A 25,596-nucleotide genomic window follows, 5' to 3' on the forward strand; every position below is an offset into this window, starting at 1 on the left:
GGGTCCAGTATCCAATAATGGAGACCGGAAGTGCAGCATAAAGCGTGGCTCGGCATCGACACCGGCGGAACCTTCACAGATCTGGTCCTGGTGGACGTGGAAAGCGGCGCCCAGTGGCTGCACAAGACACCAACCACGCCGGACGATGCCTCGCGGGGCATTCTCAGCGGGATGGAGGAAATCCTCCGCCTCGCCGAACTTGACCCCTCCGAGGTGGATCTGGTCTGCCATGGCACGACCCTCGCCACGAACGCGGTGCTGGAACGCAAATGGGTGCGAACCGGCATGATCACGACGCAGGGCTTCCGCGACGTGATCGAGCTTGCGCGCCAGCGGCGCCCGAGCTTCTTCAATCTTGATCTTGAAAAACCCGCCCCGCCGTCCAGCCGCGACCTGCGCATCGAAGTCACTGAACGGATCGCGCACGATGGCGCCGTGGTCACGCCCCTGGACGAGGATGCGGTGCGCGCTGCGGTCGCCACCCTGAAGGCGCGCGGCGCCCAGGCGGTCTCCATCTGCTTCCTGCACGCCTATGCCAACCCGGACCACGAGCGTCGCGCCGCCGAGATCGTGCGGGAGATGTGGCCGGAGACCTTCGTCTGCGCCTCGTCCGACATCCTCGCGGAATTCCGCGAATACGAGCGGTTCGCCACCTCCACCGTGAACGCCAGCCTGCTGCCGGTGATCGACCGCTACCTTGAGCGATTCGAGCGCGGAGTGGCGGCGCTGGGCATCGGCGCGCAGCCCACCATCATGCAATCCAACGGCGGGGCGGTCTCCCCTGCCACCGTGCGACGGACGCCCATCAACACCTTCTTCTCCGGCCCGGCCGGCGGTGTGATCGGCGCCGTGGGTATCGGCGCCGCCGTGCACACGAAGGACATCATTACCTTCGATATGGGCGGCACCTCCACCGACGTGGCGCTGATCCGCGACGGCGTGCCGGCCAAGCACAATGTCCGCGAGATGGGCGGCTTCCCCGTACGCACCCGCACGCTCGACATCCACACCATCGGCGCGGGCGGAGGCTCCATTGCCTGGGTCGATCCAGGCGGCCTCCTGAAGGTCGGACCCCAGAGTGCCGGCGCCATGCCCGGCCCCGCCGCCTACGGCCGCGGCGGCGAGCGCCCCACCGTCACCGATGCCAACATGGTGCTCGGCCGACTGAACCAGAAGGCGCTGCTCCAGGGCCGAATGGAGGTGTTCCCCGAACTCGGGCGCAAGGCCATCGAGACCCATCTGTGCGAGCAGCTCGGCATCGATCTCGTGCGGGCGGCGTCCGGCATCATCGAGATCGTCAACGTCAACATGATGGGCGCGGTCCGCGTCATCTCGGTGGAGCGCGGCGAGGACCCGCGCGACTTCGCTCTGATGCCGTTCGGCGGCGCCGGCCCGCTGCATGCGGCAGACGTGGCGGTCATGATGGGCATGCCGCGCGTGTTCGTGCCGCAGCGGCCGGGCCTGCTCTCAGCCATGGGGCTGCTGCACGCAGACGCGCGGGGTGATTTCAGCCTCACCCGGCTGGTGCTTGCCGAGCCGTCGTCCCTTGGCGCCCTCAACGCCGGCCTCACCGAGTTGAAACGGCGGGGCGAAGCCTGGCTGGAGACTGAAGCTGCGGGGGCAGCCGCACTGTTCGAGTGGCAGGGAGACCTGCGCTACTTCGGGCAGAATTTCGAACTTTCCGCCGCCCTGCCCCACCAGCACCTCGATGCCGAGACCCTGGCCTCTGTCATCGCGCGCTTCCACGCCGCCCACGAGGCCGCCTACGGCTACGCCATGCCGGAGCGGCCGGTGGAGATCGTCAACCTGCGCCTCGCGGTGACGGTCCAGCGGCCCATTCCCCCGCTCAACACCGCGGTGCCGCGCGGCACGCTGCGCGACGCCGTGATCGACGAACGCGAGGTGTGGTTCTTCGGCTCGGGTTTCGCGCCGACACCCGTTTATGACCGCGACCGCATGCCCGCCGACACCCGCTTCCAGGGCCCCGCCATCGTCGAGCAGATGGACACCACCACGGTGATCCCGCCCGGCGCCACGGTGGACGTGGACCGTGCCGGCAACCTCATGATCGCAATCCCCACCGCTTCGGAAGGACTGCTGCAATGAGCGCGAAGAGTGTGGATTCCATCACCGCCGAGGTCGTCTCCCGCCATCTTCTGTCGATCTCGGAAGAGATGGCCGCGACGCTGATCCGCACCTCATTCTCGCCGAACATCAAGGAGCGCGCCGACTGCTCCACGGCGGTGTTCGACGCCAAGGGTCGCGTGATCGCGCAGGCGCAGCGGGTGCCGATCCATCTCGGTTCCATGATCGGCGCGGTACTCGCCGTGACCGCCCGCTTTTCGGTGGACGAGATCGCGCCGGGCGACATGTTCGTGGCCAATGATCCCTATTCCGGCGGCGGCTCGCATTTGCCGGACATCAACATCATCGCGCCGGTGTTCTGGGACGGGCGCATCGTCGCCTATGTCGCCAACATCGCCCACCACGCCGACGTCGGCGGCATGGTGCCCGGCAGCGAAGCCGCCGTGTGCCGCTCGATCTTCCAGGAGGGGCTGCGCATCCCGCCCGTGCGCATCATGCGGGGCGGGGAGATCAACCGCGACGTCTTCGACATCATCCTGCTCAACTCCCGCACCGCCGACGAGCGCAGCGGCGATCTGAGGGCACAGTTCGCCTCCAACGTGACCGGCATCCGGGCGGTGGAAGGATTGTTCGCCCGCTATGGCGAGGCGACCGAACCGGCGATCGAGGCCTATGTGGACTTCACCCGCCGCCGCTTCGCCGCCGCCATCGGCCGCATCAAGCCGGGGGTCTATAGGGTGGAGGATTTCCTGGACGGCGACGCGCCGGGAGAGACCGCACGGATCGCGCTCAAGCTCACCATCGAAGGTGATCGCATGGAGCTGGATTTCGCCGGCTCGGCGGCGCAACTGAGCTGGGCGCGGAACATCCCGAACCAGGCGCTCATCGCCACCGTCTACACGGTCGCCAAAAGCCTGCTCGACCCCGACGTGCCGGCTAATGCCGGCTATTTCGACACCATCACCATCACCACGCCGCAGGGCAGCGTGGTGCAGCCGGTGGCGCCTGCGCCGGTCGGCTGCCGCTCCATCAGTGCGGGCGTGCTGGGCGACGTGATCGCCCTCGCCTTGTCGCAAGCCATGCCGGAGCGGGCCATCGCCGGCAGCGGCCCGCACCATCTCGCGGTGTTCGCCGGCCCGGATCCGCGCAATGCCGGCTATTTCGTCAATTACGAGACCATAGCCGGCGGCATGGGGGCACGACCCAACCGCGACGGCATCGATGCGGTGCGGGTCCATGCCTCCGGCGCCGCCAACCTGCCGGTCGAAGCGCTGGAGCACGCCTATCCGCTGCGCATCGAACGCTACGCCATCCGCGACGGCTCCGGGGGACCGGGCCAGCACCGGGGCGGCGCGGGCGTGATCCGCGAATATCGCGCGCTCGCCGAGGGCATCACGGTCAGCCTCTCCGCCGAGCGGCAGAACGTGCCGGCGCCCGGCCTTGCCGGCGGCGTCCATGGCGCATTGGGCGTGTTCGTGCTCGACCCCGGCACGCCGCGCGAGCGCATCCTCAATTCGGCGGAGGCGGACGTCGCCCTGCCGCCGGATTCGGTGCTCTCCATCCTCACACCGGGCGGTGGCGGCTATGGACCGCCCGAGCGCCGCCCGAGCGCGCTGATGGACAAGGATGTGCGCGAGGACCGCGTCACCGCCCCATCCGCGAAAGGCGCTTCGCTGCCCACGGAGAATGCGGCATGAGCGCACTGTCTGCGGGCGATGTGTTTTCGGCGCGCCGTGCGTCCTATCCCGGCACCGGGCACTACGCCTATCTCGACGTGGCGGCGCGCGGCCTGATCTCGGTGGGCGTGCGCGGCGCCATCGACGCTTATCTCGACCACCGCATGATCGAGGGCGGCGACAAGGCCTGGATGTTCTCGCTCGCGGAGGACAGCCGCCGCCGCTTCGCCGATCTCATCGGCGCCGACAGCGAAGAGATCAGCCTCACCAAGAACATCTCGGAAGGCATCAACGCCTTCGGTAACGCGTTGCCCTGGCAAGCGGGCGACAATGTCGTGGTCTGTCAGGCGCTGGAGCATCCCGCCAATATCTTCCCCTGGCAGAACCTCGCACGTCTGCGCGGCGTCGAGGTGAAGGTGGTGCGGCCGGTGGGCGGACGCGTGCCGCTCGACAAGGTGATCGACGCGATCGATCCCCGCACCCGCCTGGTCACGGTTTCCACCGTTTCGTTCGCGCCCGGCTTCCGCTTTCCGGTCGAAGACCTGACCCGCCATTGCCGGCCGCGCGGCGTGCGAGTGCTGGTGGATGCGGCCCAGTCCACGGGCATTCTCCACACCGACGTGAAGGCGATGGGCGTCGACGCCCTCGCCTCCTCCACCCAGAAGGGCCTTCTGGGGCTCTACGGCTCCGGATTCCTGTATGTGCGGCGCCAACTCGCCGACACGCTGGTGCCGGCCTATCTCTCCCGCGCCGGGGTCAGCATCGCCGCCGAGCATGAAGCGGCTTCCGGTGACCCCGACGCCTTCGGCTATGCCCTGGGCGCGCGCCGCTTCGACGTCGGCAATTTCAACTTCGTGGGCGCGGTCGCGGTGCGCCAGTCCCTCGGGGAAATCGCGGCCATTGGCACACGAGCCATAGAGGCGCGGGTCTGCGGTCTTGCCCAGAGGCTGGCGGAAGGCCTGTGTGCGGTCGGCGTGCCGGTGTTCGGCGGCCCGTCCTGCGCGGACCGGGGCCATATCGTCGCCATCGGCGAGAACCTCAGCGAGGAGCACGATTCCGTCGGCGACGAGATGCTCATCGCCCTCAATGCGCGGCTCACCGCGGCCCATGTGCGCCACACCATCCGGCGCGGCATGCTTCGCCTGTCGCTGCATCTCTACAACAACGAAGACGACATCGACCGGGTGGTCGAGGTCGCCGGAGAATTCATGGCCAGCAAGAGCCGCCGCCCGGCCAACGTCGGAGCCGGCATCTAGGGAGACCACCGTAAAGCTCTGCTCCAGTCTCACAAAAAAGGGGAAGACAGGATGTTCAGGATCGCACAACGTCTCGGCTGCACATTGCTGGTCTCCGCCGCCTGCCTCGCCTGCGTGGCACCGGCAGCATTGGCGGAAACCGACGAGATCCGCATCGTCAAACAGTATGGCCTCGCCTTCCTCCCGCTCATGGTGATGGAGAAGGAGAAGCTGTTCGAGAAGCGCGCGGCAGAACTCGGCATCGCCACCAAGCCGGTCTACATGACGCTCGGCAACAACACGGCGGTGAACGAGGCGCTGATCTCGGGCAGCGTGAACGTCGTGACCAACGGCCCGCCTGGCTTCCTCACCGTATGGTCGAAGGCCAAGGGCACCTCCTCCGAGATCAAGGGCATCGCCTCGCTCCTCAGCCAGTCGAGCTGGCTCAACACCCGCAATCCCGACGTGAAGACCATCAAGGACTTCACCGATAAGGACCGGATCGCGCTGTCGGCGGTGAAGATTTCGATTCCCGCCATCATCCTCCAGATGGCGGCGGCCAAAGAATGGGGCATGAGCCAGTACAACAAGCTGGACCCTCTCACCGTCTCCCTGCCGCATCCCGACGGCATGAGCATCCTGCTTTCGGGCAAGACCGAGATCAGCGCGCACTTCACATCGCCCCCGTTCCAGAACATCGAGGCCAAGGCGCCGGGCATTCGCACCGTGCTCACCTCCGAGGACGTGATGGGCGGCCCCTCCACCTGGTCGATCCTGTTCAGCACGGTGAAATTCAAGGAAGAAAACCCGAAGACCATGCAGGCGTTCGTCCAGGCACTGGGCGACGCCCAGAAGCTGATCAACGAAGACAAGAACAAGGCCGCCGACATATATCTGTCGTTCTCGAAGGAAGGCGGGGCCAAGAAAGAAGATATCGTTGCTCTGCTGAACGATCCCGGCACCATCTATACGATGACCCCGCAGAAGATGATGAAGTATGCGGAATTCCTGAAGGCGGTGGGTTCGCTCAAGGTGATCCCCGCCACCTGGAACGAGCCGTTCTTTGAGTATGTGCAAGCCCTTCCCGGCGACTGACCCTCGCCCCGCCCGCCATCGCCCGGCTCGTCCCTCGGGACGAGCCGCCAGCCTTTAGTCCTGGATGGAAAGGTTTGCGCCATGACGGCCAAGTCTTCGACGGCCCAGTCTTCGATGGCCCAGTCTTCGACCGGCCTCGTGCAGGTCCGCGACGTGACGCTGCAATACAAGACGCCCGACCATCTGGTGACTGCCACCTACAAGGTCTCCTGCTCCGTCGAGCGCGGCGATCGCTATGTCATCCTCGGGCCGTCGGGATGCGGAAAGTCCACCCTGCTCAAAGCCATCGGCGGCTTCATCAAGCCGGTCGGCGGCTCCATCGTCGTCAACGGGCGCGAGGTCCGCGAGCCGGGGCCCGACCGCATGATGGTGTTCCAGGAGTTCGAGCAACTCATGCCCTGGAAGACCGTGCTCCAGAACGTCATGTTCCCCATGCAGGCCGCAGGCAAATACTGGACGTCCGAAGCCCGCGAGCGCGCCCTGTCGGCCATCGACAAGGTCAACCTCACCAAGTTCAGGAACGTCTACCCCCACATGCTCTCCGGCGGCATGAAGATGCGCGTCGCCATCGCCCGCGCCATGGCCATGGAGCCCGACGTCCTGCTCATGGACGAGCCGTTCGCCGCCCTCGATGCCCTCACCCGCCGCAAGATGCAGGAGGAGTTGCTCTCGCTCTGGGACCAGCTTCATTTCACCGTGCTGTTCGTCACCCATTCCATCGAGGAGGCGATCGTCGTGGGCTCGCGCATCCTCATCCTCTCGCCCCATCCCGGGCGGGTCCGGGCCGAGCTGGAGGCCGGCGACCTCTCCTATGCCGACGTCGACACACCCGTCTTCGGCGCCCTCTCAAAGCGCATCCACGCGCTCTTGTTCGAGGAGGAAGTGAGCCACGCGCCGGTTGCCGCGCCTGAACCCGCCCATCTGGCCGCCGCGAGCTGAGGGAAAAGCCATGTCCATCATCGACACCCGCCCCGGCACGCTCGACATCGCGAAGCCGAAAGCCGCCCTCCCCAAGCCGCGCCCCGACTTCGAGTGTGCGCTCTCGGATGCCAGCGGCATCGGCGAGGTCCAGCGCCGCCTCTCCTGGCTCGAACGCATCGTCAACAATGATGGCGTCAGGCGCGTCGGCGTCCTCGTCATCCTGGTCATCGCCTGGGAACTCTATGCCCGCTGGCTCGACAATCCCCTGTTGTTTCCGACCTTCACCCTGACGATCGAGACCTTCATGCGGGATCTGCTCGACGGCACGCTGATCGACCGCACCCGCACCTCGCTCTATCCCCTGGCGCTGGGATATCTCGGCGGCATCGCGCTGGCTGCGATCCTCACCTCGCTCGCGGTTTCCTCCCGCTTCGGGGCGGACGTGCTCACCACACTCACCGCCATGTTCAACCCGCTCCCGGCCATCGCCGTGCTGCCGCTGGCCCTGATCTGGTTCGGGCTCGGCGTCCCCTCGCTGGTGTTCGTCATCATCCATTCGGTGCTGTGGGCGGTGTCGCTCTCCACCCTCACCGGCTTCCGCTCCGTCCCCGAGACCCTACGCCTCTCGGGGCGCAACTACGGTCTCAAGGGCCTGAGTTATGTCGCGCTGATCCTGGTCCCCGCCGCCTTCCCCGCCATCCTCTCGGGCCTCAAGATCGGCTGGGCTTTCGCCTGGCGCACCCTGGTCGCAGCGGAACTCGTGTTCGGCGTCTCCTCCCGCTCCGGCGGCCTCGGCTGGTACATCTTCGAGGCCCGCTCCGAACTCGAAACACCAAAGGTCTTCGCCGGGCTCCTCAGCGTCATCCTCATCGGCCTCTTCGTCGAATCCATCATCTTCAGGTCCATCGAAGCCAGGACCGTGCAGAAGTGGGGAATGCAACGGTGAACCGTTAAATCAGGCGCCCGCAGCGACGGCGGGCGCGCCCTGCGTCGCCCGCTCGAACAGGATACTCATGTCCTCGGCGGTCTGGAACAGATGCTGCTCCATGGACTTGGCGGCGCCCGCGTAATCCTCGGCCTTCAGGGCGTCGACGATCGCCACATGGTAGGACTGGCCGCGCCCGAGATGCGCGGCATACAGGCCGCTGAGGCTGTCGCTCTGCTCGATCAGCGTGCGCAATGTGGAACGGGCGTACAGGATCAGGCGGCGGATATTGTCCAGCAGCAGCATCAGATAGGTGTTGCCGCTGAGCGTCGTGAGACGCTGGTGGAACTCGGTGTTGAGTTGGAAGGCGCTGCGGAAATCGCCCGCCTCAAGAGCGGCCTGGGTCTTTTCCACCAGGGTCGATAGAGCGGCGACGTCGCGGGGCTTCAGATGCCCCTTCAGATCCTGCACCGCCAGGGCCTCCAGGACCGCGCGGCAGCGGTACAGCGCGCGCAATTCCGTCGGGCTGATGCGCTTCAGCACGTAGCGGCCGTGGCCCACCGGCTCGAGCACGCCATCCTTCTGGAGCTTACGCAGCGCCTCGCGCACCGGGGTGCGGCTGACCTCCAACTTCTCGGCCCATTCGATGTCCCGCAGGCGCGCGCCCGCGACAATCTCCAGCCCGAGGATCTTCTCCCACAGGATCTCGTAGATCTGATCGTAAAGCGGCTCGGTGCGGACCAGGCTGGGCATGTGGCGCTCATTCCCCCGACGGATGGCCTTGCCGGCAAGTCTCCTTACCGGCACGGCGTCTTTAGCCCCTCCCGATGCCCCGCCCAAGGCGCCCCTGAGGACGCCTCAACGGGACACCCGCGATTGCATCGTCGCCGGTTTCACCCAAGCGAATCCAGGCAGGCAGGCGCTCCGACACCGTATGCGGCACTCCTGCCACTCACGCAATCTGTCGCAAGGGCTGAGGCGCCCGGCGGCCCGTCTCGGAGAGCGAGCGCAGCAGGCTGCCGCAATTGCTGATGCCGGGATCGATACCGAGCGCCTCATAGGCGAGCCAGGCACTCGCCTGGTTGGCGGAATAGACCGGCTTGCCGAGATCCCGCTCCAGCATGTCCACCACCTCCAGCGCGCGAAGCTGGGTGCAGGCGACAAACACGGCGGTGGAGTCTTCCGTCACCGTTTCCTTGACGCGTTGATAGATCTCGTCCGGGCGGATCTTCGCGTGGTCGAACATATCCAGCATGTCGAAGGTGGCGAGGCTCGTGACCTCGACGCCGTAGGCGCGCAGGAACTGCTTCAGGCGCTCGTTGGTGAGTTCGACATAAGGCGTGACCACATCCACCTTGTTGTGGCCGTTGCGCGTCATGCATTCGACCATGGCGCCCGCCGTGGTGATGGTGGGCGCGCCGGTGATCTTGGTGAGTTCATCGCAGATCATGCGATTCCATTCCGGCCCCTCGAAGAAGCTGCCGGAGGTACAGCCATAGACCACCACATTGGGCTCGGTATTGGCGACGCGCGCGGCGGCGGCGCGGGATTCCTTCTCCATCCCGCGCAATTCCTCCGGCGTGCCGTGGCGCCCGCCGGCAATGCGTGCCGTGCTTACGGAAACGCCCTCCGGCGCGATGCGCCAGAATTCCGGCTCCATGGTGTTGTTGATGGAGGGCACCAGAAGCCCGATCCGTCCGCGCCAGCCGTACATGCCGTTCTCCAATTCGTGAGACGTGAAATTCAGTTGGGGAAATCGCGCGCCAGGACCGACACGTCAGGCAATTCATCGATGGCGAGCAGGCGTTCCGCGAACGGCCGCGCCTGCGCCGCGTCTAGGCCCAGGCCGAACGCGACGCAGCCCTCGAATTTGGCGATGATGTCTGCCTCGCTCATGGGCGCATCCGGGCTGCCGGGGATCAGCCGGCTCGCGACCGTGAGCACGCTGCCATCGGTGCGGGTAATGGTGACGCGAGCCGGCGCCATGTCGGTCGCCGCCTCGCCCGGATCGATGATGGCGGTGACCTTCTCCGCCAAGGCGGCGATCCGGGGATCGGTGATGTTCGGGCGGGTGAAGGTGGCGAGGTCCACCTTGCCGTCGGTGAGGGCGCGCGCGAACGTGTAGGCGGCGCTGAACTGCGCATGGACCACGGCGTCGCGCTTGGCCTCGTACGGCTGGCCGACGGTCTGGAAATTGACCTTGCCGAGGGCGATCTCAACCGAGGCGATGTCTTCCGGCGTCACGCCCAGCCGGCGCAGTTCGAAGCCGAGGCCGATCTCCGTGTGGGTGCAACGGCAGCAAGGGAATGGCTTGAAGGAATATTCAAGAACGCGCCATTCTTCCCGCAGGCCGTCCATCAGTTCGCCGATGCGCGCCTCGCCGCGCTCCATGAACGGGAACAGGCCGGCATCCCCTTCCAGCGGGCGGAACGAGCCGGTGACGCCGTCCTTGGCGAGAAAGCCCGCCGTCACCGCGCCGCGAGCCGCGATCCCCGCGCCGAGCCGCTTCGCGAGCACGCCGTCGAGCATGGGCTGCGCCGTGCCGCTGGCTTGGTGCAGGGCAAGGCCGAGGGCGTTCAGCATGCCGGTCTCGTCCAATCCGAGCAGGCTGCCGACCCCGAGCGAACCTGCGAGCGCGCCGAGCGTCATGGTGGGATGCCAGCCCTTGCCGAGGCAATTGTAGGCGGCAAGGCCAAGGCGCGCGTGCAGTTCGGCGCCGATCGCCAGGGCGAGGATGAGGCGCTTGCCATCGACGCTGCCGATGTCCTCCGCCGCCGCGAGCATGGCGGGGAGCATGACGCAGAAGGTGTGGACGCGGGCCGGGTCGTGGATGTCGTCGAAATCCAGCGCGTGGGCGGCGGCGCCGTTCACCAGGGCGGCGTGGGGCGGCGACATGCGGTTCTTGCCCAGGAGGACGGTCGCGCTGCCGTCCTTCTCCCAGCGCGCGAAACGGCCCCGTACCTCGGCAATCCCCGGCGCCCGAGCGGCCCCGGCGATCACACCGAACGTATCCACCAGGAACAGCTTGACGGTGCGCACGACCGCCTCGGGCAAGTCTTCGTAGCGCCAGCTTGCGATGTCGGCGCAGAGGCGGGCGCTGAGCCCCTCGCTCTCATCGAGCGGTGCGGTTGCGAGGGCCAGCTTCGTCGCCATGACTGTTCTCCGGACTGTTAGCGCGGTGATGCCGCGATCATGTCTTCGATATCCTGCGTCGCCTTGAGGCCGTGGCCGGTCAACACCAACACCACACTTTCCTCAGGGCCGATATGCCCTTGCGCCTGGAGTTGCAGCAACCCCGCAGCGCCGGCGGCCGAAGTCGGCTCCACGAACAATCCGACCGCCAGAAGCGCGCGCAGGCCGGCGGCGATCTCGTCCTCCGAGACCCGAACAAGCCCACCGCCGCTGTCCCGCATGGCGGACAGAACCTCCGCCACCCGGACCGGCTTTTGCGAGGCGATGCCCCCCGCCACCGTGGGGCGGGGCTGGAACGGCACGACATGGTCGACCCCGGCATCCTGCGAGGCACCAAAAGCGGAGCAGTTCGCCGCCTGAACGCCGAAAATCCTGGGAATACGGTCGATCGCGCCGCGCTGCTTCAATTCCTCAAAGCCGATGCGCAAGCCGAGCACGTTGCTGCCATAGCCGAGCGGAACCACCACGACGTCCGGAACCGTGAAGCCGGCCTGCTCCCAAAGCTCGAACGCCAGCGTCTTGGTGCCCTCGATGAAGAACGGCTGCCAGTTGTGGCTGGAGTAGAAAATCTCCGCCGCCTCGCGCAGCGCCTGGTCGGCGACGTCCTGGCGGGTACCGGGCACGGGCACGACATCGGCGCCCATGGCGCGCATCTGCACCAGCTTTCCAGCGGGGGCGGAGGCCGGAACGAGTATGCGGCACGCCATGCCGCACGCCGCCGCATAGGCCGCCATGGAGGCGCCCGCATTGCCGGAGGAATCCTCGAGGATGCGGGTGACGCTGACACTCCTGAGATAGGTCATCAGCACCGCCATGCCGCGATCCTTGAACGACCCAGTGGGCGCCATGAATTCGAGCTTCATACCCACCTCGCGGCCACCGAAGCGGGTAGACACCAGCGGGGTGAAGCCCTCGCCCAAAGTAACCCGCTGGGCGGCATCGACGCGGATGGCGGCGGCATAGCGCCAAAGGGAATTCTCGTGGGTCGCAATATCGGAACGGGTGAGGCCACGGCCCGGCGTCAAGCCAAGCCGGCCGCCATCCGGCGCGCACCACAGCGGCTCCGTGACGGGAAATGTAGCGCCGGAGGCGGAGACATAAGACACGTCCGCGCCCGCACCTGAAGCGTTTTGAACGATAAGTAACATCATAACCGACAAGGCGAAAACCAATGTCTGAAGTTAAGTATCCAGGATCCAGGATGTCAACTATGCGACGGCTGGTCGCCATTTTGATTGGCGTTTCGGCCTGTCGCCCGGCTCACGTCGTTCCGAGGAAGCCGATTTCGCCAAGCGTCCGCTTGGTCATGCGGATCAGGGCCGCGATGTTCGGGCTGGTCGCTTCCAGCTTGTAGGCCGCGTACATCATCGAGCTTTCCACCGGCGGGTGGCTTTCCAGGATGCGCAACTCCCCATCGGCATTTTCCGCCTCGATCAGCGGCAGCGGCAGAATACCGATACCAATGCCGCGCTTGATGAGCTGGACGATCACATAGACGCTATTGCAGGGGATCAGGCGCGAGGGCTCCGCGCCACCACTCCGGAACCACCGCGTCACCGTCGTCTCGGGCGAACCGCGCGGCGGGATGGTGAGGATCGGCATATGGCGGATGTCCTCCGCTCTCAGCGGTTCCTTCACGCTCGCCTTCAGCCCGCCGACCCAGCGGCGCTCCAGATAGCCCAGTGGCACCATGTGGAGATGCTGCGCCTTCACCGGATCGATGATGAAGCCGAGGTCGATCCGTCGCTCCGCCACGTCCTCCACCAGTTCGGCGCTGGTGGCGATGTGCAGTTCCACCCTGAGATAGGGGTATGCCGCGCCAAGGCTCGCGAGCAGCGTTGGCAGGCAGCGCACGGCGAATACTTCCGGCATGCCGAGCCTGAGCGTGCCGCGCACCGCCTCCTCGGACTTCGCGAGATTGCGGATACGTTCCGCCTCCCCGAGCATCAGGAAGGCCCGCTCCATCAGTTCGGTCCCGTCGTCAGTCAGGCGCATGCCGGTGCGCGACCGCTCGAACAGAATGGTCGAGAGCGCCGTCTCCAGTTCGCGGATGCGCAGAGAGACCGATGGCTGGGACAGGTTCAGGCGCAGGGCGGCATCGCGGACAGTGCCCTGCTTGGCGACCCAGTAGAACGCCTCAAGCTGCGCGAGGGTGAACCGCATCGATAGTCATTTCCTATCTAAGAGCCTCAATTATTCAAATTAGATTTGATATTTTTTGGGTCTAAACTGCAAGCCAGATCAGCCGGGCAGACTGGAAGCAAGCGACCCGACGCATGATATCGAGAGAAGTATGGCTTCGTTTTCAAAGCGAAAAATCCGGAACACTCGTTTTTCGCAATAATCGTGAAATTAAATATCGTTTTTGAAAACTGACACCGCGCCCACGCCGTTACGCAATCAACGATCTGAACAGCAAAGAGCCAACGATGACATCCAATGCTGTGAGCGACCTCGCCCAGAACGAAGTCTCCGATGAACTACGCGCAACCATCCGCGCGGAGCTTCAGCCGGAGCTTGATGAAATCGGCAGCGACACCATACGGGATCGGGTGGTGGAAGCCTGGGCCGTCGCCATCGCCCACACCTCGTTCACCTGCATCAGCGACCTACGCGCTTCGGGCATGTGGAACACCGACCGGCTGATCCGCGGCACCCAGGCGGACCATCTGCGCGGCGTCGCCGCCATCGCCATCCAGATCGCCCATGCCCTGAAGCAGCAATTTCCCGAACTTCCGGTCGACAAGGACATCCTGGTGGCCGGCGCGCTGTGCCATGACGTCGGCAAGCCCTACGAATACGACCCGGTGAAGCAGGCGAGCCGCAAGGCGCAGCCGAGCAAGGCCGGCTGGCCGATCTTCCGACACCCGCCCTACGGCATGCATGTCTGCCTGACGGTGGGCCTGCCGGATGAAGTGGCACAGATCGCGCTCGGTCATTCCTACGAAGGCGAAGTGCTCGTCCGCAGCCCGGAATGCACGATCGTCCATTACGCCGACAAATCCTATTGGCAGACGTTGCGCATCAGCGGCCTCATGATCGACGACTACAAGGATCAGGGCGCGGCATGACCGCGTCTCCGCGCGCTGGCATTCGTCGGGGTCAAAGCCCTGACACGCTCGCGGCGAGCGGCCCGGGGCGTCCCTCGGGGCGCCTCGGGCCGAAGACCGGCCCAGCACGCGGAACACCTGAGATGACGCCCGTGGCAATCCAGACGCACAATGGCCGCTTCGACCTCGAACCGAACCGAGTAGGCTGATGCTCCAGACCCTCGCCGACCCGTCCCTGGACTTGCCCGAGCGCATCGAAGATCTCGATACGCCGTGCCTGCTGCTGGACGAAGGCAGACTTGATGCGAACATCCAGCGGATGAGCCAGCGGCTCTCCGCGCTGGGCGTCGCGTTCCGGCCGCACCTCAAGACCGCGAAATCCCTCGATGTGACGCGGCGCGTGCTGTCCCATCCCTCCGGCCCCGCCACCGTCTCCACCCTCAAGGAGGCGGAGGTGTTCGCCCGCGCCGGGGTGAGCGACATGATCTATGCGGTGGGCATTGCTCCCTCGAAATTCTCCCGCGTCGCCGCTCTGCGCCGTGCCGGCACCGATATCGCCATCGTGGCGGATTCGCGTGCTCAGGCCACCGCAATCGCCGCTGCTGCAACGGACGGCATGGTGCTTCCAACCCTGATCGAGATCGATTGCGACGGCCACCGCTCGGGGCTGACGCCGGACGAGGGCGAGGAGATCGTCGCCATCGGCCGCATCCTCCACGCCGCGGGCGCGCTGCGCGGCGTGCTCACCCATGCCGGCGGAAGCTATGCCGATCGCACACAGGCGGAATGTGAAGCGAGCGCCGAGCAGGAGCGAGCGGGGGTGGTTCAGGCCGCGGAGACGCTACGGGCCGCCGGCCTTCCCTGCCCGGTGGTCAGCGTCGGCTCCACGCCAACCGCCCTGAATGCGCGCAATCTCAGCGGTGTCACCGAAGTGCGCGCGGGCGTCTTTATGTTCTCCGATCTCGTGCAGGTCGGTATCGGCGTCTGCACCATGGACGACATCGCCATCTCGGTGCTCACCACCGTCATCGGCCATAGAAAGAACCTCGACTGGATCATCGTCGACGCCGGCTGGATGGCCATGTCGCGGGATCTCGGCACGGCGGCGCAGAGCGTGAACCAGGGCTATGGCTTGGTCTGCGGCCCGGATGGGAAACCGTATCCGGACCTCATCATGATCACCGCAAACCAGGAGCACGGCATTATCTCGCGCCGTCCCGGCAGCACGGCCGCGATGCCCGACCTGCCCCTCGGCACCAAGCTGCGCATCCTGCCCAACCACGCCTGCTCCACCGCCGCCCAGTACGATGGCTATGTGGTGGTGCGCGAAGGCTCCAACCGCACGCACGGCTACTGGCCGCGCTTCAGAGGATGGTGACCCCGATGCCCACAGACGATCTGATCGCCATCCTCTCGCCGAACGCCCCGGCACCCGGCGGGCATTATTCGCAGGCCATCGTTCATGGCGGCCTCGTTTATGTCTCCGGCCAGCTCCCGGTCGTCATGGGCAGCCCCCACGATGCGGCGGCGCCGTTCGAGACCCAGTTGCGCCGCGTGCTCGCAAATCTCACGGCGATCCTGGAGACCGCCGGGTCGGGGCTCGACCGGGCGGTGAAGGTTTCGGCTTATATCGTCGGCGGCGAAAACTGGCCGACCTTCAACCGGGTCTATGCCGAAGTCTTCGCCGGCGCCCGGCCCGCGCGTTCCGTCGTTCCGGTGCCGGAACTGCACTACGGCTATCTCGTCGAAATCGACCTGATTGCCGCGCAAGACCCGAAATAAGAACGTGAAATAAAAAGCGGACCGCCCGTTTCCTTCCAACGGTCAGGTCCGCTCCAGAAACTGAAAACAACAAAGAGCAGGGGAAGAAACTCCCAAGGCGTGCATTCAATAACAAAGGGGAACTCGCATGCTTAGGACATCTCGATTTGGTATCGCCCTGGCTCTCGCCGCAGGGCTCGCCACGGCTGCCTCCGCAGCAATGGCGGAGACCGCTGAAATCCGCATCGCCAAGCAGTATGGCCTTGCCTATCTGCCGCTGATGATCATGGAGAACCAGAAGCTCTACGAAAAGCGGGCGGCGGAACTCGGCATCACCACCAAGCCGGTCTACATGACGCTTGGCACCAATACGGCCGCCAATGAGGCTCTGATCTCGGGCAATCTCGACGTCATCACCAATGGCCCGCCCGGCTTCCTGCTGTTCTGGTCGAAGACCAAGGGCACGCGGAACGAGATCAAGGGCATCGCGCCTTTGCTCAGCCAGTCCATGTGGCTCAACACCCGCGACCCGAACGTGAAGTCGGTGCGCGACCTCACCGACAAAGACCGCATCGCCATCACGGCGGTGAAGACCTCGACCCCCGCCGTCCTGCTCCAGATGGCGGCCGCGAAAGCCTATGGCGACGCGGAATATGCCAAGTTCGATCCCCTGACCGTGTCCCTGTCCCACCCCGACGGCATGAACCTGCTGCTCGCGGGTAAGACCGAGATCACCGGGCATTTCACTTCGCCGCCGTTCCAGAACACGGAGGTCAAGACCCCCGGCATCCGCACCATCCTTACCTCAGAGGAGGTGATGGGCGGGCCCTCCACGTTCAACCTGCTGTTCACCACCGCGAAGTTCGGCGAGGACAATCCCAAGGCCGTGGAAGCATTTGTGAAGTCGCTCGATGATGCCCAGACCTTCATCCGGAACAACAAGGAGAAGGCGGCGGAAATCTATATCGAGATGTCCAACAGCAAGAATACGTCGAAGGCGGATATCGTCGAATTGCTGAACGATCCCGGCACGGTCTACAGCCTGACGCCGCAGAAATTCATGACGTTCGTGAGCTTCCTGAAGCGCATCGGCAGCATGAAGACGACGCCGGATAGCTGGAAGGACCTGTTTTTCGTCTACGTCCACAACCAGCCGGGCGACTGACCCTCGCGCCAACCCGCCATCGCTCGGCTCGTCCCTTCAGGGGCGAGCCGCCAGTCCAAGTCTCAGTCCAGTCTCAGGCTCGTCCTGGATGGAAAGGATTCGCGCCATGACGGCCCTGTCTTCGACCGGCCTCGTGCAGGTCCGCGACGTGACGCTGCAATATAAGACGCCGGACCATCTGGTGACCGCCACCTACAAGGTCTCCTGCACCGTCGAGCGCGGCGATCGCTATGTCATCCTCGGGCCGTCGGGATGCGGAAAGTCCACTTTGCTCAAGGCGATCGGCGGCTTCATCAGGCCGGTCGGCGGCTCCATCGTCGTCAACGGGCGCGAGGTCCGCGAGCCGGGGCCCGACCGCATGATGGTGTTCCAGGAATTCGAGCAGCTCATGCCCTGGAAGACCGTGCTCCAGAACGTCATGTTCCCCATGCAAGCCGCGGGCAAATACTGGAAGTCGGAGGCCCGCGAGCGCGCCCTGTCGGCCATCGACAAGGTCAACCTCACCAAGTTCAGGAACGTCTATCCCCACATGCTGTCCGGCGGCATGAAGATGCGCGTCGCCATCGCCCGCGCCATGGCGATGGAGCCCGACGTCCTGCTCATGGACGAGCCGTTCGCAGCCCTTGATGCCCTCACCCGCCGCAAGATGCAGGAGGAGCTGCTCTCGCTCTGGGACCAGCTCCATTTCACCGTGCTGTTCGTCACCCATTCCATCGAGGAGGCGATCGTGGTGGGCTCGCGCATCCTCATCCTCTCGCCCCATCCCGGACGCGTCCGCGCGGAACTTGAGGCCGGCGATCTCTCCTATGCCGATGTCGACACCCCGGCCTTCGGCGCCCTCTCAAAGCGCATCCACGCGCTCTTGTTCGAGGAGGAGGTGAACCACGCGTCTGCCGCGCCCTCCGAACCCGCCCATCTGGCCGCAGCGAGCTGAGGGAAAAGCCATGTCCATCATCGACACCCGCCCCGGCACGCTCGACATCGCGAAGCCGAAAGCCGCCCTCCCCAAGCCGCGCCCCGACTTCGAGTGTGCGCTCTCGGATGCCAGCGGCATCGGCGAGGTCCAGCGCCGCCTCTCCTGGCTCGAACGCATCGTCAACAATGATGGCATCAGGCGCGTCGGCGTCCTCGTCATCCTGGTCATCGCCTGGGAACTCTATGCCCGCTGGCTCGACAATCCCCTGTTGTTTCCGACCTTCACCCTGACGATCGAGACCTTCATGCGGGATCTGCTCGACGGCACGCTGATCGACCGCACCCGCACCTCGCTCTATCCCCTGGCGCTGGGATATCTCGGCGGCATCGCGCTCGCCGCGATCCTCACCTCGCTCGCGGTCTCATCCCGCTTCGGGGCGGACGTGCTCACCACCCTCACCGCCATGTTCAACCCGCTCCCGGCCATCGCCGTGCTGCCGCTGGCCCTGATCTGGTTCGGGCTCGGCGTCCCCTCGCTGGTGTTCGTCATCATCCATTCGGTGCTGTGGGCGGTGTCGCTCTCCACTCTCACCGGCTTCCGCTCCGTCCCCGAGACCCTACGCCTCTCGGGGCGCAACTACGGTCTCAAGGGCCTGAGTTATGTCGCGCTGATCCTGGTCCCCGCCGCCTTCCCCGCCATCCTCTCGGGCCTCAAGATCGGCTGGGCTTTCGCCTGGCGCACCCTGGTCGCCGCTGAACTCGTGTTCGGCGTCTCCTCGCGCTCCGGTGGCCTCGGCTGGTACATCTTCGAGGCCCGCTCGGAACTCGAAACACCAAAGGTGTTCGCCGGGCTCCTCAGCGTCATCCTCATCGGCCTCTTCGTCGAATCCATCATCTTCAGATCAATCGAAGCAAAAACCGTACAAAAATGGGGAATGCAAAGGTGAGCAGATAGGGCCGGTCGATCAAGGACGGCAGCCAATGCCGGGTCCATTCGTCGACCGCCGGTGGCGACGCACTAAAGATGATCTTGTCGGGACGCTGGAAAACGGCCGGAAAATCAGGCACAGGCAGTCGGACGAATCAACGCAGGGGCGGGCATGATCGATTTCACACTGACCGCGAAACTGTTCGCGGCGCTGTTCGCCATCATGGGCCCGCTCAGCATCGTGCCGATCTTCCTGGCTCTGACGGCCGATCTGGATTCGGCCGCGCGGCGCAGCACGTTGATTGCCCTTATCGCCACCGTGACCATCGGCGCGCTGGTCTGCGCACTGGCCGGCCATACCCTGCTGGCCCTGTTCGGCATCGATGTCGCGCATTTCCGCCTCGCGGGCGGGCTGATTGTCCTGATGATCGCGCTCTCCATGCTGAGCGGCGACGAGCACCCCTCCCACAAGGGCAGCGAAGACGAGAAGCAGCAGTTCAAGTCGACCAGCAATCCCGGTGTCTATCCGCTCGGTCTGCCCATCGCGCTCGGTCCGGGCACCATGGCGACCATCATTGTCTATGCTCAGGCCGCGCAGGCGCCGCGGGAAGTGGTCGGCTTCTACACCGGCCTCATCGGCTACCTGCTGTTTTTCGCCGCCTCAATGGCGCTCGCCCCGCTGCTCGGCGCCCGCCTGTCCCCCACTGCGCTCTCCATCTCCAAGCGCCTGATGGGCATCATCCTGGCGGCCATCGCCATGGAAATGGTCGGGGGCGCACTGGGCGCCATGTTCCCCGGCTGGCTGAAGTGACCTCGCCCCGTGAGGTGCGTTGCCCCACCGACATGAATTGTTCACAGTGTTTTCGCGGTCGAGCATGACGTTTGCGTGCAATCGACTTGCTCGGCATATCGCCGGATGCGACGGCTAAATTTGATATGATTGGCTGCATTCCGTGGCGCACGATCCGAATGCGGAAGCTGAGCAAGAGGCGGATTTCGGAGTGGCGGACGCGCAGCAATGTCTTCAGGACGCCGCTGGTCCCGATCTCGGGCCCGAGGCGATCGCTGCCCTGGAAGCGCATCCGGATTTTCCCGCCGTCGTCCGCAGCGCCGCCACCTCGGCGGTGAACACCTATCAGGGACGCTGGCTGCTCAACCGGTTGCTGAACGATCGCGGCCGCTTCGTCGCATCCCTGATGATCCTCAGCCTGCATTTCAGCGAGGGTGAGGGGCGCGGCTTCACCGCCGCCCAGCTCAAGCGAGCCGCGCTGGCCGCCAATCTGTGCAGCAGCGGGCGCATCACGGCGTTCCTGGCAACCCTCCGCCTCTCAGGCTTTCTCACGCCGGTACAGAACGCAGACCGGCGCACGAATCTGCTCGCGCCGACCGAAGCTCTGATCGATATACATCGCTCCCGGTGGTCGGTTGTGTTCAAGCTTCTCGCGACCCTTTCACCCGAAGCGCAGGGCGCCACCGACGCGTTGCGCGACCCGGCCTTCGTCGGCCACTGCGCGCAGATTCTCGTTCGCGCCTACCAGAGCGGCGGGCAGATGTTCATCTATGTTCCGGAAATGCGGCCGTTCGCCGACCGGGATGCCGGCATCACCATGCTGCTTTCCATGCTGATCCAGCGGGAAGGGCAGGCCATTTCGGTCACCGGGATGGCACGGCGTTTCTCCGTGTCCCGCTCCCATGCGCTGGAGACGCTGCGCCTTGCCGAGCAGGCGGGCCTCGTGGTCGTGACCGCGCAGCGGGGATGCTATGTCGCGGGGCCGCGCCTAGGCTCTACCATGCAGCGGTTCTTCTGCATGCTGTTTCTCGTCTACCTCTCCGCATTCCGGCAAGCGCGGGCGAAGGGGTGGGACGTTGGATAAGCCGCGCGCCCGTTGATGGCCCTTGACGGAAATGACGCGTCCTTGGGCGGGCGCGTCGATGCGTGCTTGAGCACGGTAACAGGCCGGCGGTGATCCACCGGCCGCGTGGAGCCTCAGCCCCTGCCACGCGCCTTGCGCTCGGCATAACGCTTGTCGCGCAATGCCTTGGCGGCTGCCTGATCGGTGAAAACGCGGGCGATCCGTTCGCGATCAGCGGCTTCCCGCTTGTTCGCCTCTTCGTTCGCGGCGAGTTCCGCCAGTCGTGCAGCCTCTGCCTCGGCGGCCAAAAGAGCCTCACGCTCCTGCGCCTTCTGACGCTCCCGCTCCGCGAGACGCTCTTCGCGCGCGGCCGCGATGGCTTCACGCTCTGCGAGCTTGGCCGCAAGCTCAGGCTCAGCGGTCTTCGTACGAAACTTCTCGAACAAGGCCTTCTTGGCGTCGGAAGAGGCCTTGCGACGGTCGGTCAGACCGGTATTCCAGGTATTCTGCAAATGGATGAAGCCTATATTGCGAGTTGTCTTGCGCGCAGCATTGGCCTGTGCCAGCGCACGCGCACCGCCTCATATCAAATTGCACAGTGGTTCGGCAAGAAATCACGCATCGGAAGCCGCGTTTCCCGGCGCAGGTCAGACCTGCGCCGGGCGCGGCAAGGGGTAATCAGCCCCGCAGCACCGCTCCGGTCTTCTTGGTGACATCGGCGACGATCCGCGTCGCCACCGCCTCGATCTCGGTGTCCGTCAGCGTCCGCTCGCGCGGCTGGAGCACCACTTCGATGGCCACCGACTTCTTTTGCGCCTCGATGCCCGGCCCCTGATAGACGTCGAACACGCTGGCCCCGGAGATCAGCTTCTTGTCCACGCCCTGGGCCGCCCGCAGGATATCGGCGGCGCCCACGCTGCGGTCCACCACGAAGGCGAAATCGCGCTTCACCGGCTGGAACGCCGAGAGGTCGAGCAGCGGCTTCACCTTGGTCGGCTTGGCTTTGGGCTCGGGCACGCGGTCGAGGATGATCTCGAATGCCACCAGCGGCCCCGAGACGTCGAGCGCCTCAAGCACGGAAGGGTGCAGTTCGCCGAAGGTGCCGATCACGTTCGGCCCGAGGCGGAACGATCCCGAACGACCGGGGTGATACCAGCCCGGCGCATCAGCCGAGACCTGAAGGTTCGCCACCGGCGCGCCGCAGGCGGCGAGTGCGGCCAGGGCATCGGCCTTGGCATCAAAGGCATCCACGGCGGTGGCGGCACCGGTCCAGAAACGGCCCGCGCCAGTGGGCTTGGCCGTCGCACGGCGCACGCCGGACGCGGCCTGGCGCTGGTCTTCCGGCTTGTCGCCAGCGAACACCTGCCCCACCTCGAACAGGGCAACGTCGCCATAGCCACGATCGGCATTGGCCTGGGCCGAGCGGATCAGTCCTGGAAGCAGGCTCGGGCGCATATCCGAGAGATCGGAGGCGATGGGGTTGGACAGCGCCAGTTCCGGCGCCCCGCCGCCGAACAGCCGGGCCTCCTTGGCGGAGAGGAACGACCAGGTCACCGCTTCCACGAGACCGCGCGCCGCCAGGGACCGGCGCGCCTTGCGGGTGCGCAATTGCAGCGCGGTGAGCACCGGCGCCCGGCCGCCACCCTCGCGCGGGAACTCGGTGGCAGGCACGCGGGCAAGGCCCAGGATGCGCACCACCTCTTCCACGAGATCAGCCTTGCCGTCCACATCCGCACGCCAGTACGGGGGCGCCACCTGAACCACCGGCGCGGTGCCGCTGACGCTGAAGCCGAGGCGGGAGAGCACGTCGAGCATCTCGCCTTCGGAGGCTTCGAGGCCGGACAGGCGCTTCACCTCCGCAAGCGGGAAATCGATGGTGCGCGTGGTGTCGGGCACGACGCCCGCAAGCACCAGTTCGGACGGCGCGCCACCGCAGATGTCCAGCACCAGCCGGGTCGCTAGCTCAAGACCCGGAGCCATGAAAGCGGGATCGATGCCGCGCTCGAAGCGGAAGCGCGCGTCGGAATTGATGCCGAGCTTGCGCCCGGTCTGAGCGATGTTGATGGGCTCCCACAGCGCGCTTTCGATCACCACGTCGGTGGTGGCCTCGTCACAGCCGGACTCCTCGCCGCCCATGATGCCGGCGAGGCTCTCAACGCCCTTGTCGTCGGCGATGACGCACATGGACGGGTCGAGCTGATAGGTCCGCCCATCCAGCGCCAGCAGGCTTTCGCCGGAAAACGCCCGACGCACCACGAGGTCGCCATGCACCTTCTTCAAGTCGAAGACGTGGAGTGGGCGGTCGCGGTCCATGGTCAGGAAATTGGTGATGTCCACCAGCGCATTGATGGGGCGCAGGCCGATGGCGCGGAGCTTGGCCTGGAGCCATTCGGGCGAGGGGCCGTTCTTCACGCCGCGCACCACGCGCAGGGCAAAGGCCGGGCAGAGCGCGGGAGTATCGCCGAAATCGAGCCGGACCTTCACCGGAGACGGGAAGGTCCCCGCCACGGGCGCCACCCCAGGCGTCTTCAGCGTGCCGAGGCCGGCGGCGGCGAGGTCGCGGGCAATGCCAGACACGCCCAAGCAATCGGCCCGGTTCGGCGTCACCGCGATCTCGATGACCGGATCGCCAAGCCCGAGCACTTCCGCGAACGGCTTGCCCACCGGTGCATCGGCGGGAAGTTCCAGAATGCCGTCATGCTCCTCGGAAAGGCCCATCTCCCGCGCGGAGCACAGCATGCCCCGGCTTTCCACATCGCGGATCTTGCCAATCTTCAGCTCGATGCCGGTGGCGGGGATGATCGTTCCCGGCGCGGCGAACACGGTCTTAAGCCCGGCGCGCGCATTGGGGGCGCCGCACACCACCTGGATCGGTGCGCCGGTGCCGATGGACACGGTGCAGAGCCGCAGCTTGTCGGCATTGGGATGCTTTTCAGCGGTCAGCACCTCGCCCACCACGAACGGGGCGAGCGCCTTCGCCTTGTCCTCGATCCCCTCGACCTCAAGGCCGATCAGAGTCAGCGCCTCGGCGATGGCGTCGAGCGAGGCCGAAGTGTCGAGATGCTCCTTGAGCCAGGAGAGGGTGAATTTCATCGATCGTCTCCAATCCGCTCTCCCCGCACCTTCCCCGAAATCGGGAGGGCGGGCAGCATCGGACGTGCGGCTTCCGTGATTGTCTTAAGAACGCCGCGCATGTTCTGCGACACGTCGGTCTTGCTGAACCGCAGCAGCGTAAAGCCCTTCCTGCCCAGCGCGGAGGTGCGGCGCGCGTCCTGAACCGCGTCCCGGACGTCGGAGGTCTCGCCGCCCTCCACTTCCACGATCAGCTTGGCGGTCTTGCAGACGAAGTCCACCACGTACCCGCTCACCGGATGCTGGCGGCGGAACCCGAGGCCAACGAGCCGATGGGCGCGCAGTTCAAACCAGAGCTTCTCCTCGGCATCCATGGCGGCGGCGCGCGTGTCCGCGCCCTCCACAGTCACCCGCATCGGCAGGCGCCAGTCGGAGGCGGCGCGCTCTTCCCGAGACGAGGGGCTGTTGCCCAGCCGCCAGTTGCCGACGCCGCCGAAGGCCGGAGAGGGGCGCGCCGAGCGCACGCCGCTGGTGCGTTCCAGGGTCAGCTTGGTGATGCTGGGGGGAATCAACGGGCCGTTCATGCGCTGAGCCCTCCAGCAAGGGTTGGGAAATCGAGCGGGCGGAAGCCGTAATGGGACAGCCAGCGCACATCGGCCTCGAAGAACGCCCGCAGATCGTTCATGCCGTACTTCAGCATGGCGATGCGATCGATCCCCATGCCCCAGGCGAAGCCCTGGTAGACATCGGGGTCGATGCCGCAATTCCTCAGCACGTTGGGATGCACCATCCCGCAGCCGAGGATCTCCAGCCAATCGTTACCCTCGCCGAAGCGGATCTCGCCAGGGCGCGAGCGATCGCACTGGATGTCCACTTCCATCGACGGCTCGGTGAACGGGAAGAAGGACGGGCGGAAGCGCATGGTCACGCTCTCCACCTCGAAGAACGCCTTGCAGAACTCCTCGAGGATCCACTTGAGGTGGCCCATGTGGGAGGTCTTGTCGATCACCAGCCCTTCCACCTGATGGAACATCGGCGTGTGGGTCTGGTCCGAATCGCAGCGATAGGTGCGGCCGGGGCAGATGACGCGGATCGGCGGCGTCTTGGTGAGCATGGTGCGCACCTGGACCGGCGAGGTGTGGGTGCGCAGCACCTTGCGCTGCCCGTCCGCGTTCGGCGGCAGGAAGAAGGTGTCGTGCATCTCGCGCGCCGGATGCCCTTCCGGGAAGTTCAGCGCGGTGAAATTGTGGAAGTCGGTCTCGATGTCGGGGCCTTCGGCGACCGAGAAGCCCATGTCGGCGAAGATCGCCGTGAGTTCTTCCGTTACCTGCGCAATCGGATGGACACGGCCGATCTCGGCGGGCGCCTCGCGCACCAGCAGCGTCACATCCACCCGCTCGCCGGCAAGGCGCGCTTCAAGGGCGGCGGACTTCAGCGTGTCCTTGCGGCCCCCAAGCAGGCCTTGCACGCGATCGCGCAGGCCGTTGATCGCCGGACCCATGGTCTTGCGTTCGTCAGGGCTCATGCTGCCCAAGGACTTCAGCAGGTCGGAGACGCTGCCCTTCTTGCCCAGCGCGGCGATGCGCACCTGCTCAAGCGCGCCCTCGTCGTCCGCAGCCAGGATGCTTGTGGCGATCTCACGCTCCAGGGCGTCGAGGCCGGGATGATCGGTCAGAACGAGATCGGACATGGAATGGTCCTTCGAAGGCGCATCCAATAGAGA

The 25,596-nt window shown here is 65.7% G+C and carries 23 protein-coding genes; 14 read left to right on the top strand and 9 right to left on the bottom strand.

Going from position 1 to position 25,596, the window contains the following annotated elements; all coding sequences use genetic code 11:
- Positions 1-30 precede the first annotated feature (30 nt).
- From ADADO0_RS03810 to ADADO0_RS03835, 6 genes are all read left to right on the top strand, one after another.
- Entirely contained in the window at positions 31-2,106 is a 2,076-nt protein-coding gene (locus tag ADADO0_RS03810) for a hydantoinase/oxoprolinase family protein (RefSeq protein WP_511303759.1), read from the top strand.
- Complete coding sequence (locus ADADO0_RS03815) at positions 2,103-3,782, top strand: hydantoinase B/oxoprolinase family protein (protein WP_511303760.1); 1,680 nt, start codon at positions 2,103-2,105, stop codon at positions 3,780-3,782. Before ADADO0_RS03810 ends, ADADO0_RS03815 begins: the two co-directional genes overlap by 4 nt.
- On the top strand, positions 3,779-5,017 hold the full coding sequence (locus ADADO0_RS03820) for an aminotransferase class V-fold PLP-dependent enzyme (protein ID WP_511303761.1): 1,239 nt from the start codon (positions 3,779-3,781) through the stop codon (positions 5,015-5,017). The genes ADADO0_RS03815 and ADADO0_RS03820 overlap by 4 nt, the downstream gene beginning before the upstream one ends.
- A gap of 51 nt (positions 5,018-5,068) precedes the next feature.
- Positions 5,069-6,091: an ABC transporter substrate-binding protein gene (locus ADADO0_RS03825; protein WP_511303762.1), complete on the top strand. Its 1,023-nt coding sequence runs from the start codon at positions 5,069-5,071 to the stop codon at positions 6,089-6,091.
- 81 nt (positions 6,092-6,172) lie between these two features.
- On the top strand, positions 6,173-7,030 hold the full coding sequence (locus ADADO0_RS03830; RefSeq protein ID WP_511303763.1) for an ABC transporter ATP-binding protein: 858 nt from the start codon (positions 6,173-6,175) through the stop codon (positions 7,028-7,030).
- A 10-nt stretch (positions 7,031-7,040) separates the two neighbouring features.
- Positions 7,041-7,958, top strand: coding sequence for an ABC transporter permease (locus ADADO0_RS03835; RefSeq protein ID WP_511303764.1), 918 nt, complete (start codon positions 7,041-7,043; stop codon positions 7,956-7,958).
- Between the two features lie 9 nt (positions 7,959-7,967).
- Here the strand turns inward: ADADO0_RS03835 and ADADO0_RS03840 are convergent, their stop codons facing one another.
- The 5 genes from ADADO0_RS03840 to ADADO0_RS03860 form a co-directional block, all read right to left on the bottom strand.
- Positions 7,968-8,690, bottom strand: a complete 723-nt coding sequence (locus ADADO0_RS03840) for a GntR family transcriptional regulator (RefSeq protein WP_511303765.1) — start codon at positions 8,688-8,690, stop codon at positions 7,968-7,970.
- A 199-nt stretch (positions 8,691-8,889) separates the two neighbouring features.
- Complete coding sequence (locus tag ADADO0_RS03845) at positions 8,890-9,651, bottom strand: maleate cis-trans isomerase family protein (protein ID WP_511303766.1); 762 nt, start codon at positions 9,649-9,651, stop codon at positions 8,890-8,892.
- Between the two features lie 29 nt (positions 9,652-9,680).
- Complete coding sequence (locus tag ADADO0_RS03850) at positions 9,681-11,090, bottom strand: MmgE/PrpD family protein (RefSeq protein ID WP_511303767.1); 1,410 nt, start codon at positions 11,088-11,090, stop codon at positions 9,681-9,683.
- A 17-nt stretch (positions 11,091-11,107) separates the two neighbouring features.
- Positions 11,108-12,235 carry a threonine synthase gene (locus ADADO0_RS03855; protein WP_511303768.1) on the bottom strand — a complete coding sequence of 376 codons (1,128 nt, stop codon included), beginning with the start codon at positions 12,233-12,235 and terminating at the stop codon, positions 11,108-11,110.
- Between the two features lie 154 nt (positions 12,236-12,389).
- Entirely contained in the window at positions 12,390-13,292 is a 903-nt protein-coding gene (locus ADADO0_RS03860; protein ID WP_511303769.1) for a LysR family transcriptional regulator, read from the bottom strand.
- A 266-nt stretch (positions 13,293-13,558) separates the two neighbouring features.
- Here ADADO0_RS03860 and ADADO0_RS03865 point away from each other — a divergent pair, with 266 nt between their 5' ends.
- The 8 genes from ADADO0_RS03865 (at position 13,559) to ADADO0_RS03900 (ending at position 20,822) form a co-directional block, all read left to right on the top strand.
- Positions 13,559-14,200, top strand: a complete 642-nt coding sequence (locus ADADO0_RS03865) for an HD domain-containing protein (RefSeq protein WP_511303770.1) — start codon at positions 13,559-13,561, stop codon at positions 14,198-14,200.
- A 187-nt stretch (positions 14,201-14,387) separates the two neighbouring features.
- Positions 14,388-15,557: an alanine racemase gene (locus tag ADADO0_RS03870; RefSeq protein WP_511303771.1), complete on the top strand. Its 1,170-nt coding sequence runs from the start codon at positions 14,388-14,390 to the stop codon at positions 15,555-15,557.
- 5 nt (positions 15,558-15,562) lie between these two features.
- Positions 15,563-15,961: a RidA family protein gene (locus ADADO0_RS03875; protein WP_511303772.1), complete on the top strand. Its 399-nt coding sequence runs from the start codon at positions 15,563-15,565 to the stop codon at positions 15,959-15,961.
- 127 nt (positions 15,962-16,088) lie between these two features.
- Positions 16,089-17,105 carry an ABC transporter substrate-binding protein gene (locus ADADO0_RS03880; protein ID WP_511303773.1) on the top strand — a complete coding sequence of 339 codons (1,017 nt, stop codon included), beginning with the start codon at positions 16,089-16,091 and terminating at the stop codon, positions 17,103-17,105.
- Positions 17,106-17,211: 106 nt separating this feature from the next.
- A complete protein-coding gene (locus ADADO0_RS03885) occupies positions 17,212-18,039 on the top strand; it encodes an ABC transporter ATP-binding protein (protein WP_511303774.1) in 828 nt (275 codons plus the stop codon).
- 10 nt (positions 18,040-18,049) lie between these two features.
- Entirely contained in the window at positions 18,050-18,967 is a 918-nt protein-coding gene (locus ADADO0_RS03890) for an ABC transporter permease (protein ID WP_511303775.1), read from the top strand.
- 153 nt (positions 18,968-19,120) lie between these two features.
- Positions 19,121-19,759, top strand: coding sequence for a MarC family protein (locus ADADO0_RS03895; protein WP_511303776.1), 639 nt, complete (start codon positions 19,121-19,123; stop codon positions 19,757-19,759).
- A gap of 142 nt (positions 19,760-19,901) precedes the next feature.
- Positions 19,902-20,822 (top strand): hypothetical protein, encoded by a 921-nt coding sequence (locus ADADO0_RS03900; RefSeq protein ID WP_511303777.1) that lies wholly within the window; start codon positions 19,902-19,904, stop codon positions 20,820-20,822.
- A gap of 113 nt (positions 20,823-20,935) precedes the next feature.
- Here the strand turns inward: ADADO0_RS03900 and ADADO0_RS03905 are convergent, their stop codons facing one another.
- The 4 genes from ADADO0_RS03905 to pheS form a co-directional block, all read right to left on the bottom strand.
- On the bottom strand, positions 20,936-21,313 hold the full coding sequence (locus ADADO0_RS03905) for a DUF6481 family protein (protein WP_511303778.1): 378 nt from the start codon (positions 21,311-21,313) through the stop codon (positions 20,936-20,938).
- 166 nt (positions 21,314-21,479) lie between these two features.
- A complete protein-coding gene (pheT, locus tag ADADO0_RS03910; protein WP_511303779.1) occupies positions 21,480-23,894 on the bottom strand; it encodes a phenylalanine--tRNA ligase subunit beta in 2,415 nt (804 codons plus the stop codon).
- Positions 23,891-24,457 (bottom strand): endonuclease domain-containing protein, encoded by a 567-nt coding sequence (locus ADADO0_RS03915; protein ID WP_511303780.1) that lies wholly within the window; start codon positions 24,455-24,457, stop codon positions 23,891-23,893. Before ADADO0_RS03915 ends, pheT begins: the two co-directional genes overlap by 4 nt.
- On the bottom strand, positions 24,454-25,563 hold the full coding sequence (gene pheS, locus ADADO0_RS03920; protein WP_511303781.1) for a phenylalanine--tRNA ligase subunit alpha: 1,110 nt from the start codon (positions 25,561-25,563) through the stop codon (positions 24,454-24,456). Before pheS ends, ADADO0_RS03915 begins: the two co-directional genes overlap by 4 nt.
- Positions 25,564-25,596 lie beyond the last annotated feature (33 nt).

Source organism: Aquabacter sp. (assembly GCF_965279295.1).
Taxonomy (GTDB): Bacteria; Pseudomonadota; Alphaproteobacteria; order Rhizobiales; family Xanthobacteraceae; genus Aquabacter.

Excerpts from the sequence above, each read along its gene's own strand:
- ADADO0_RS03845 (WP_511303766.1), bottom strand. The coding sequence starts at position 9,651 with ATGTACGGCTGGCGCGGACGGATCGGGCTTCTGGTGCCCTCCATCAAC.
- ADADO0_RS03860 (WP_511303769.1), bottom strand. The coding sequence starts at position 13,292 with ATGCGGTTCACCCTCGCGCAGCTTGAGGCGTTCTACTGGGTCGCCAAG.
- ADADO0_RS03850 (WP_511303767.1), bottom strand. The coding sequence starts at position 11,090 with ATGGCGACGAAGCTGGCCCTCGCAACCGCACCGCTCGATGAGAGCGAG.
- ADADO0_RS03840 (WP_511303765.1), bottom strand. The coding sequence starts at position 8,690 with ATGCCCAGCCTGGTCCGCACCGAGCCGCTTTACGATCAGATCTACGAG.
- ADADO0_RS03915 (WP_511303780.1), bottom strand. The coding sequence starts at position 24,457 with ATGAACGGCCCGTTGATTCCCCCCAGCATCACCAAGCTGACCCTGGAA.
- ADADO0_RS03870 (WP_511303771.1), top strand. The coding sequence starts at position 14,388 with ATGCTCCAGACCCTCGCCGACCCGTCCCTGGACTTGCCCGAGCGCATC.
- ADADO0_RS03875 (WP_511303772.1), top strand. The coding sequence starts at position 15,563 with ATGCCCACAGACGATCTGATCGCCATCCTCTCGCCGAACGCCCCGGCA.
- ADADO0_RS03895 (WP_511303776.1), top strand. The coding sequence starts at position 19,121 with ATGATCGATTTCACACTGACCGCGAAACTGTTCGCGGCGCTGTTCGCC.
- pheS (WP_511303781.1), bottom strand. The coding sequence starts at position 25,563 with ATGTCCGATCTCGTTCTGACCGATCATCCCGGCCTCGACGCCCTGGAG.
- ADADO0_RS03815 (WP_511303760.1), top strand. The coding sequence starts at position 2,103 with ATGAGCGCGAAGAGTGTGGATTCCATCACCGCCGAGGTCGTCTCCCGC.
- ADADO0_RS03835 (WP_511303764.1), top strand. The coding sequence starts at position 7,041 with ATGTCCATCATCGACACCCGCCCCGGCACGCTCGACATCGCGAAGCCG.
- ADADO0_RS03865 (WP_511303770.1), top strand. The coding sequence starts at position 13,559 with ATGACATCCAATGCTGTGAGCGACCTCGCCCAGAACGAAGTCTCCGAT.
- pheT (WP_511303779.1), bottom strand. The coding sequence starts at position 23,894 with ATGAAATTCACCCTCTCCTGGCTCAAGGAGCATCTCGACACTTCGGCC.
- ADADO0_RS03830 (WP_511303763.1), top strand. The coding sequence starts at position 6,173 with ATGACGGCCAAGTCTTCGACGGCCCAGTCTTCGATGGCCCAGTCTTCG.
- ADADO0_RS03825 (WP_511303762.1), top strand. The coding sequence starts at position 5,069 with ATGTTCAGGATCGCACAACGTCTCGGCTGCACATTGCTGGTCTCCGCC.
- ADADO0_RS03885 (WP_511303774.1), top strand. The coding sequence starts at position 17,212 with ATGACGGCCCTGTCTTCGACCGGCCTCGTGCAGGTCCGCGACGTGACG.
- ADADO0_RS03880 (WP_511303773.1), top strand. The coding sequence starts at position 16,089 with ATGCTTAGGACATCTCGATTTGGTATCGCCCTGGCTCTCGCCGCAGGG.
- ADADO0_RS03890 (WP_511303775.1), top strand. The coding sequence starts at position 18,050 with ATGTCCATCATCGACACCCGCCCCGGCACGCTCGACATCGCGAAGCCG.
- ADADO0_RS03820 (WP_511303761.1), top strand. The coding sequence starts at position 3,779 with ATGAGCGCACTGTCTGCGGGCGATGTGTTTTCGGCGCGCCGTGCGTCC.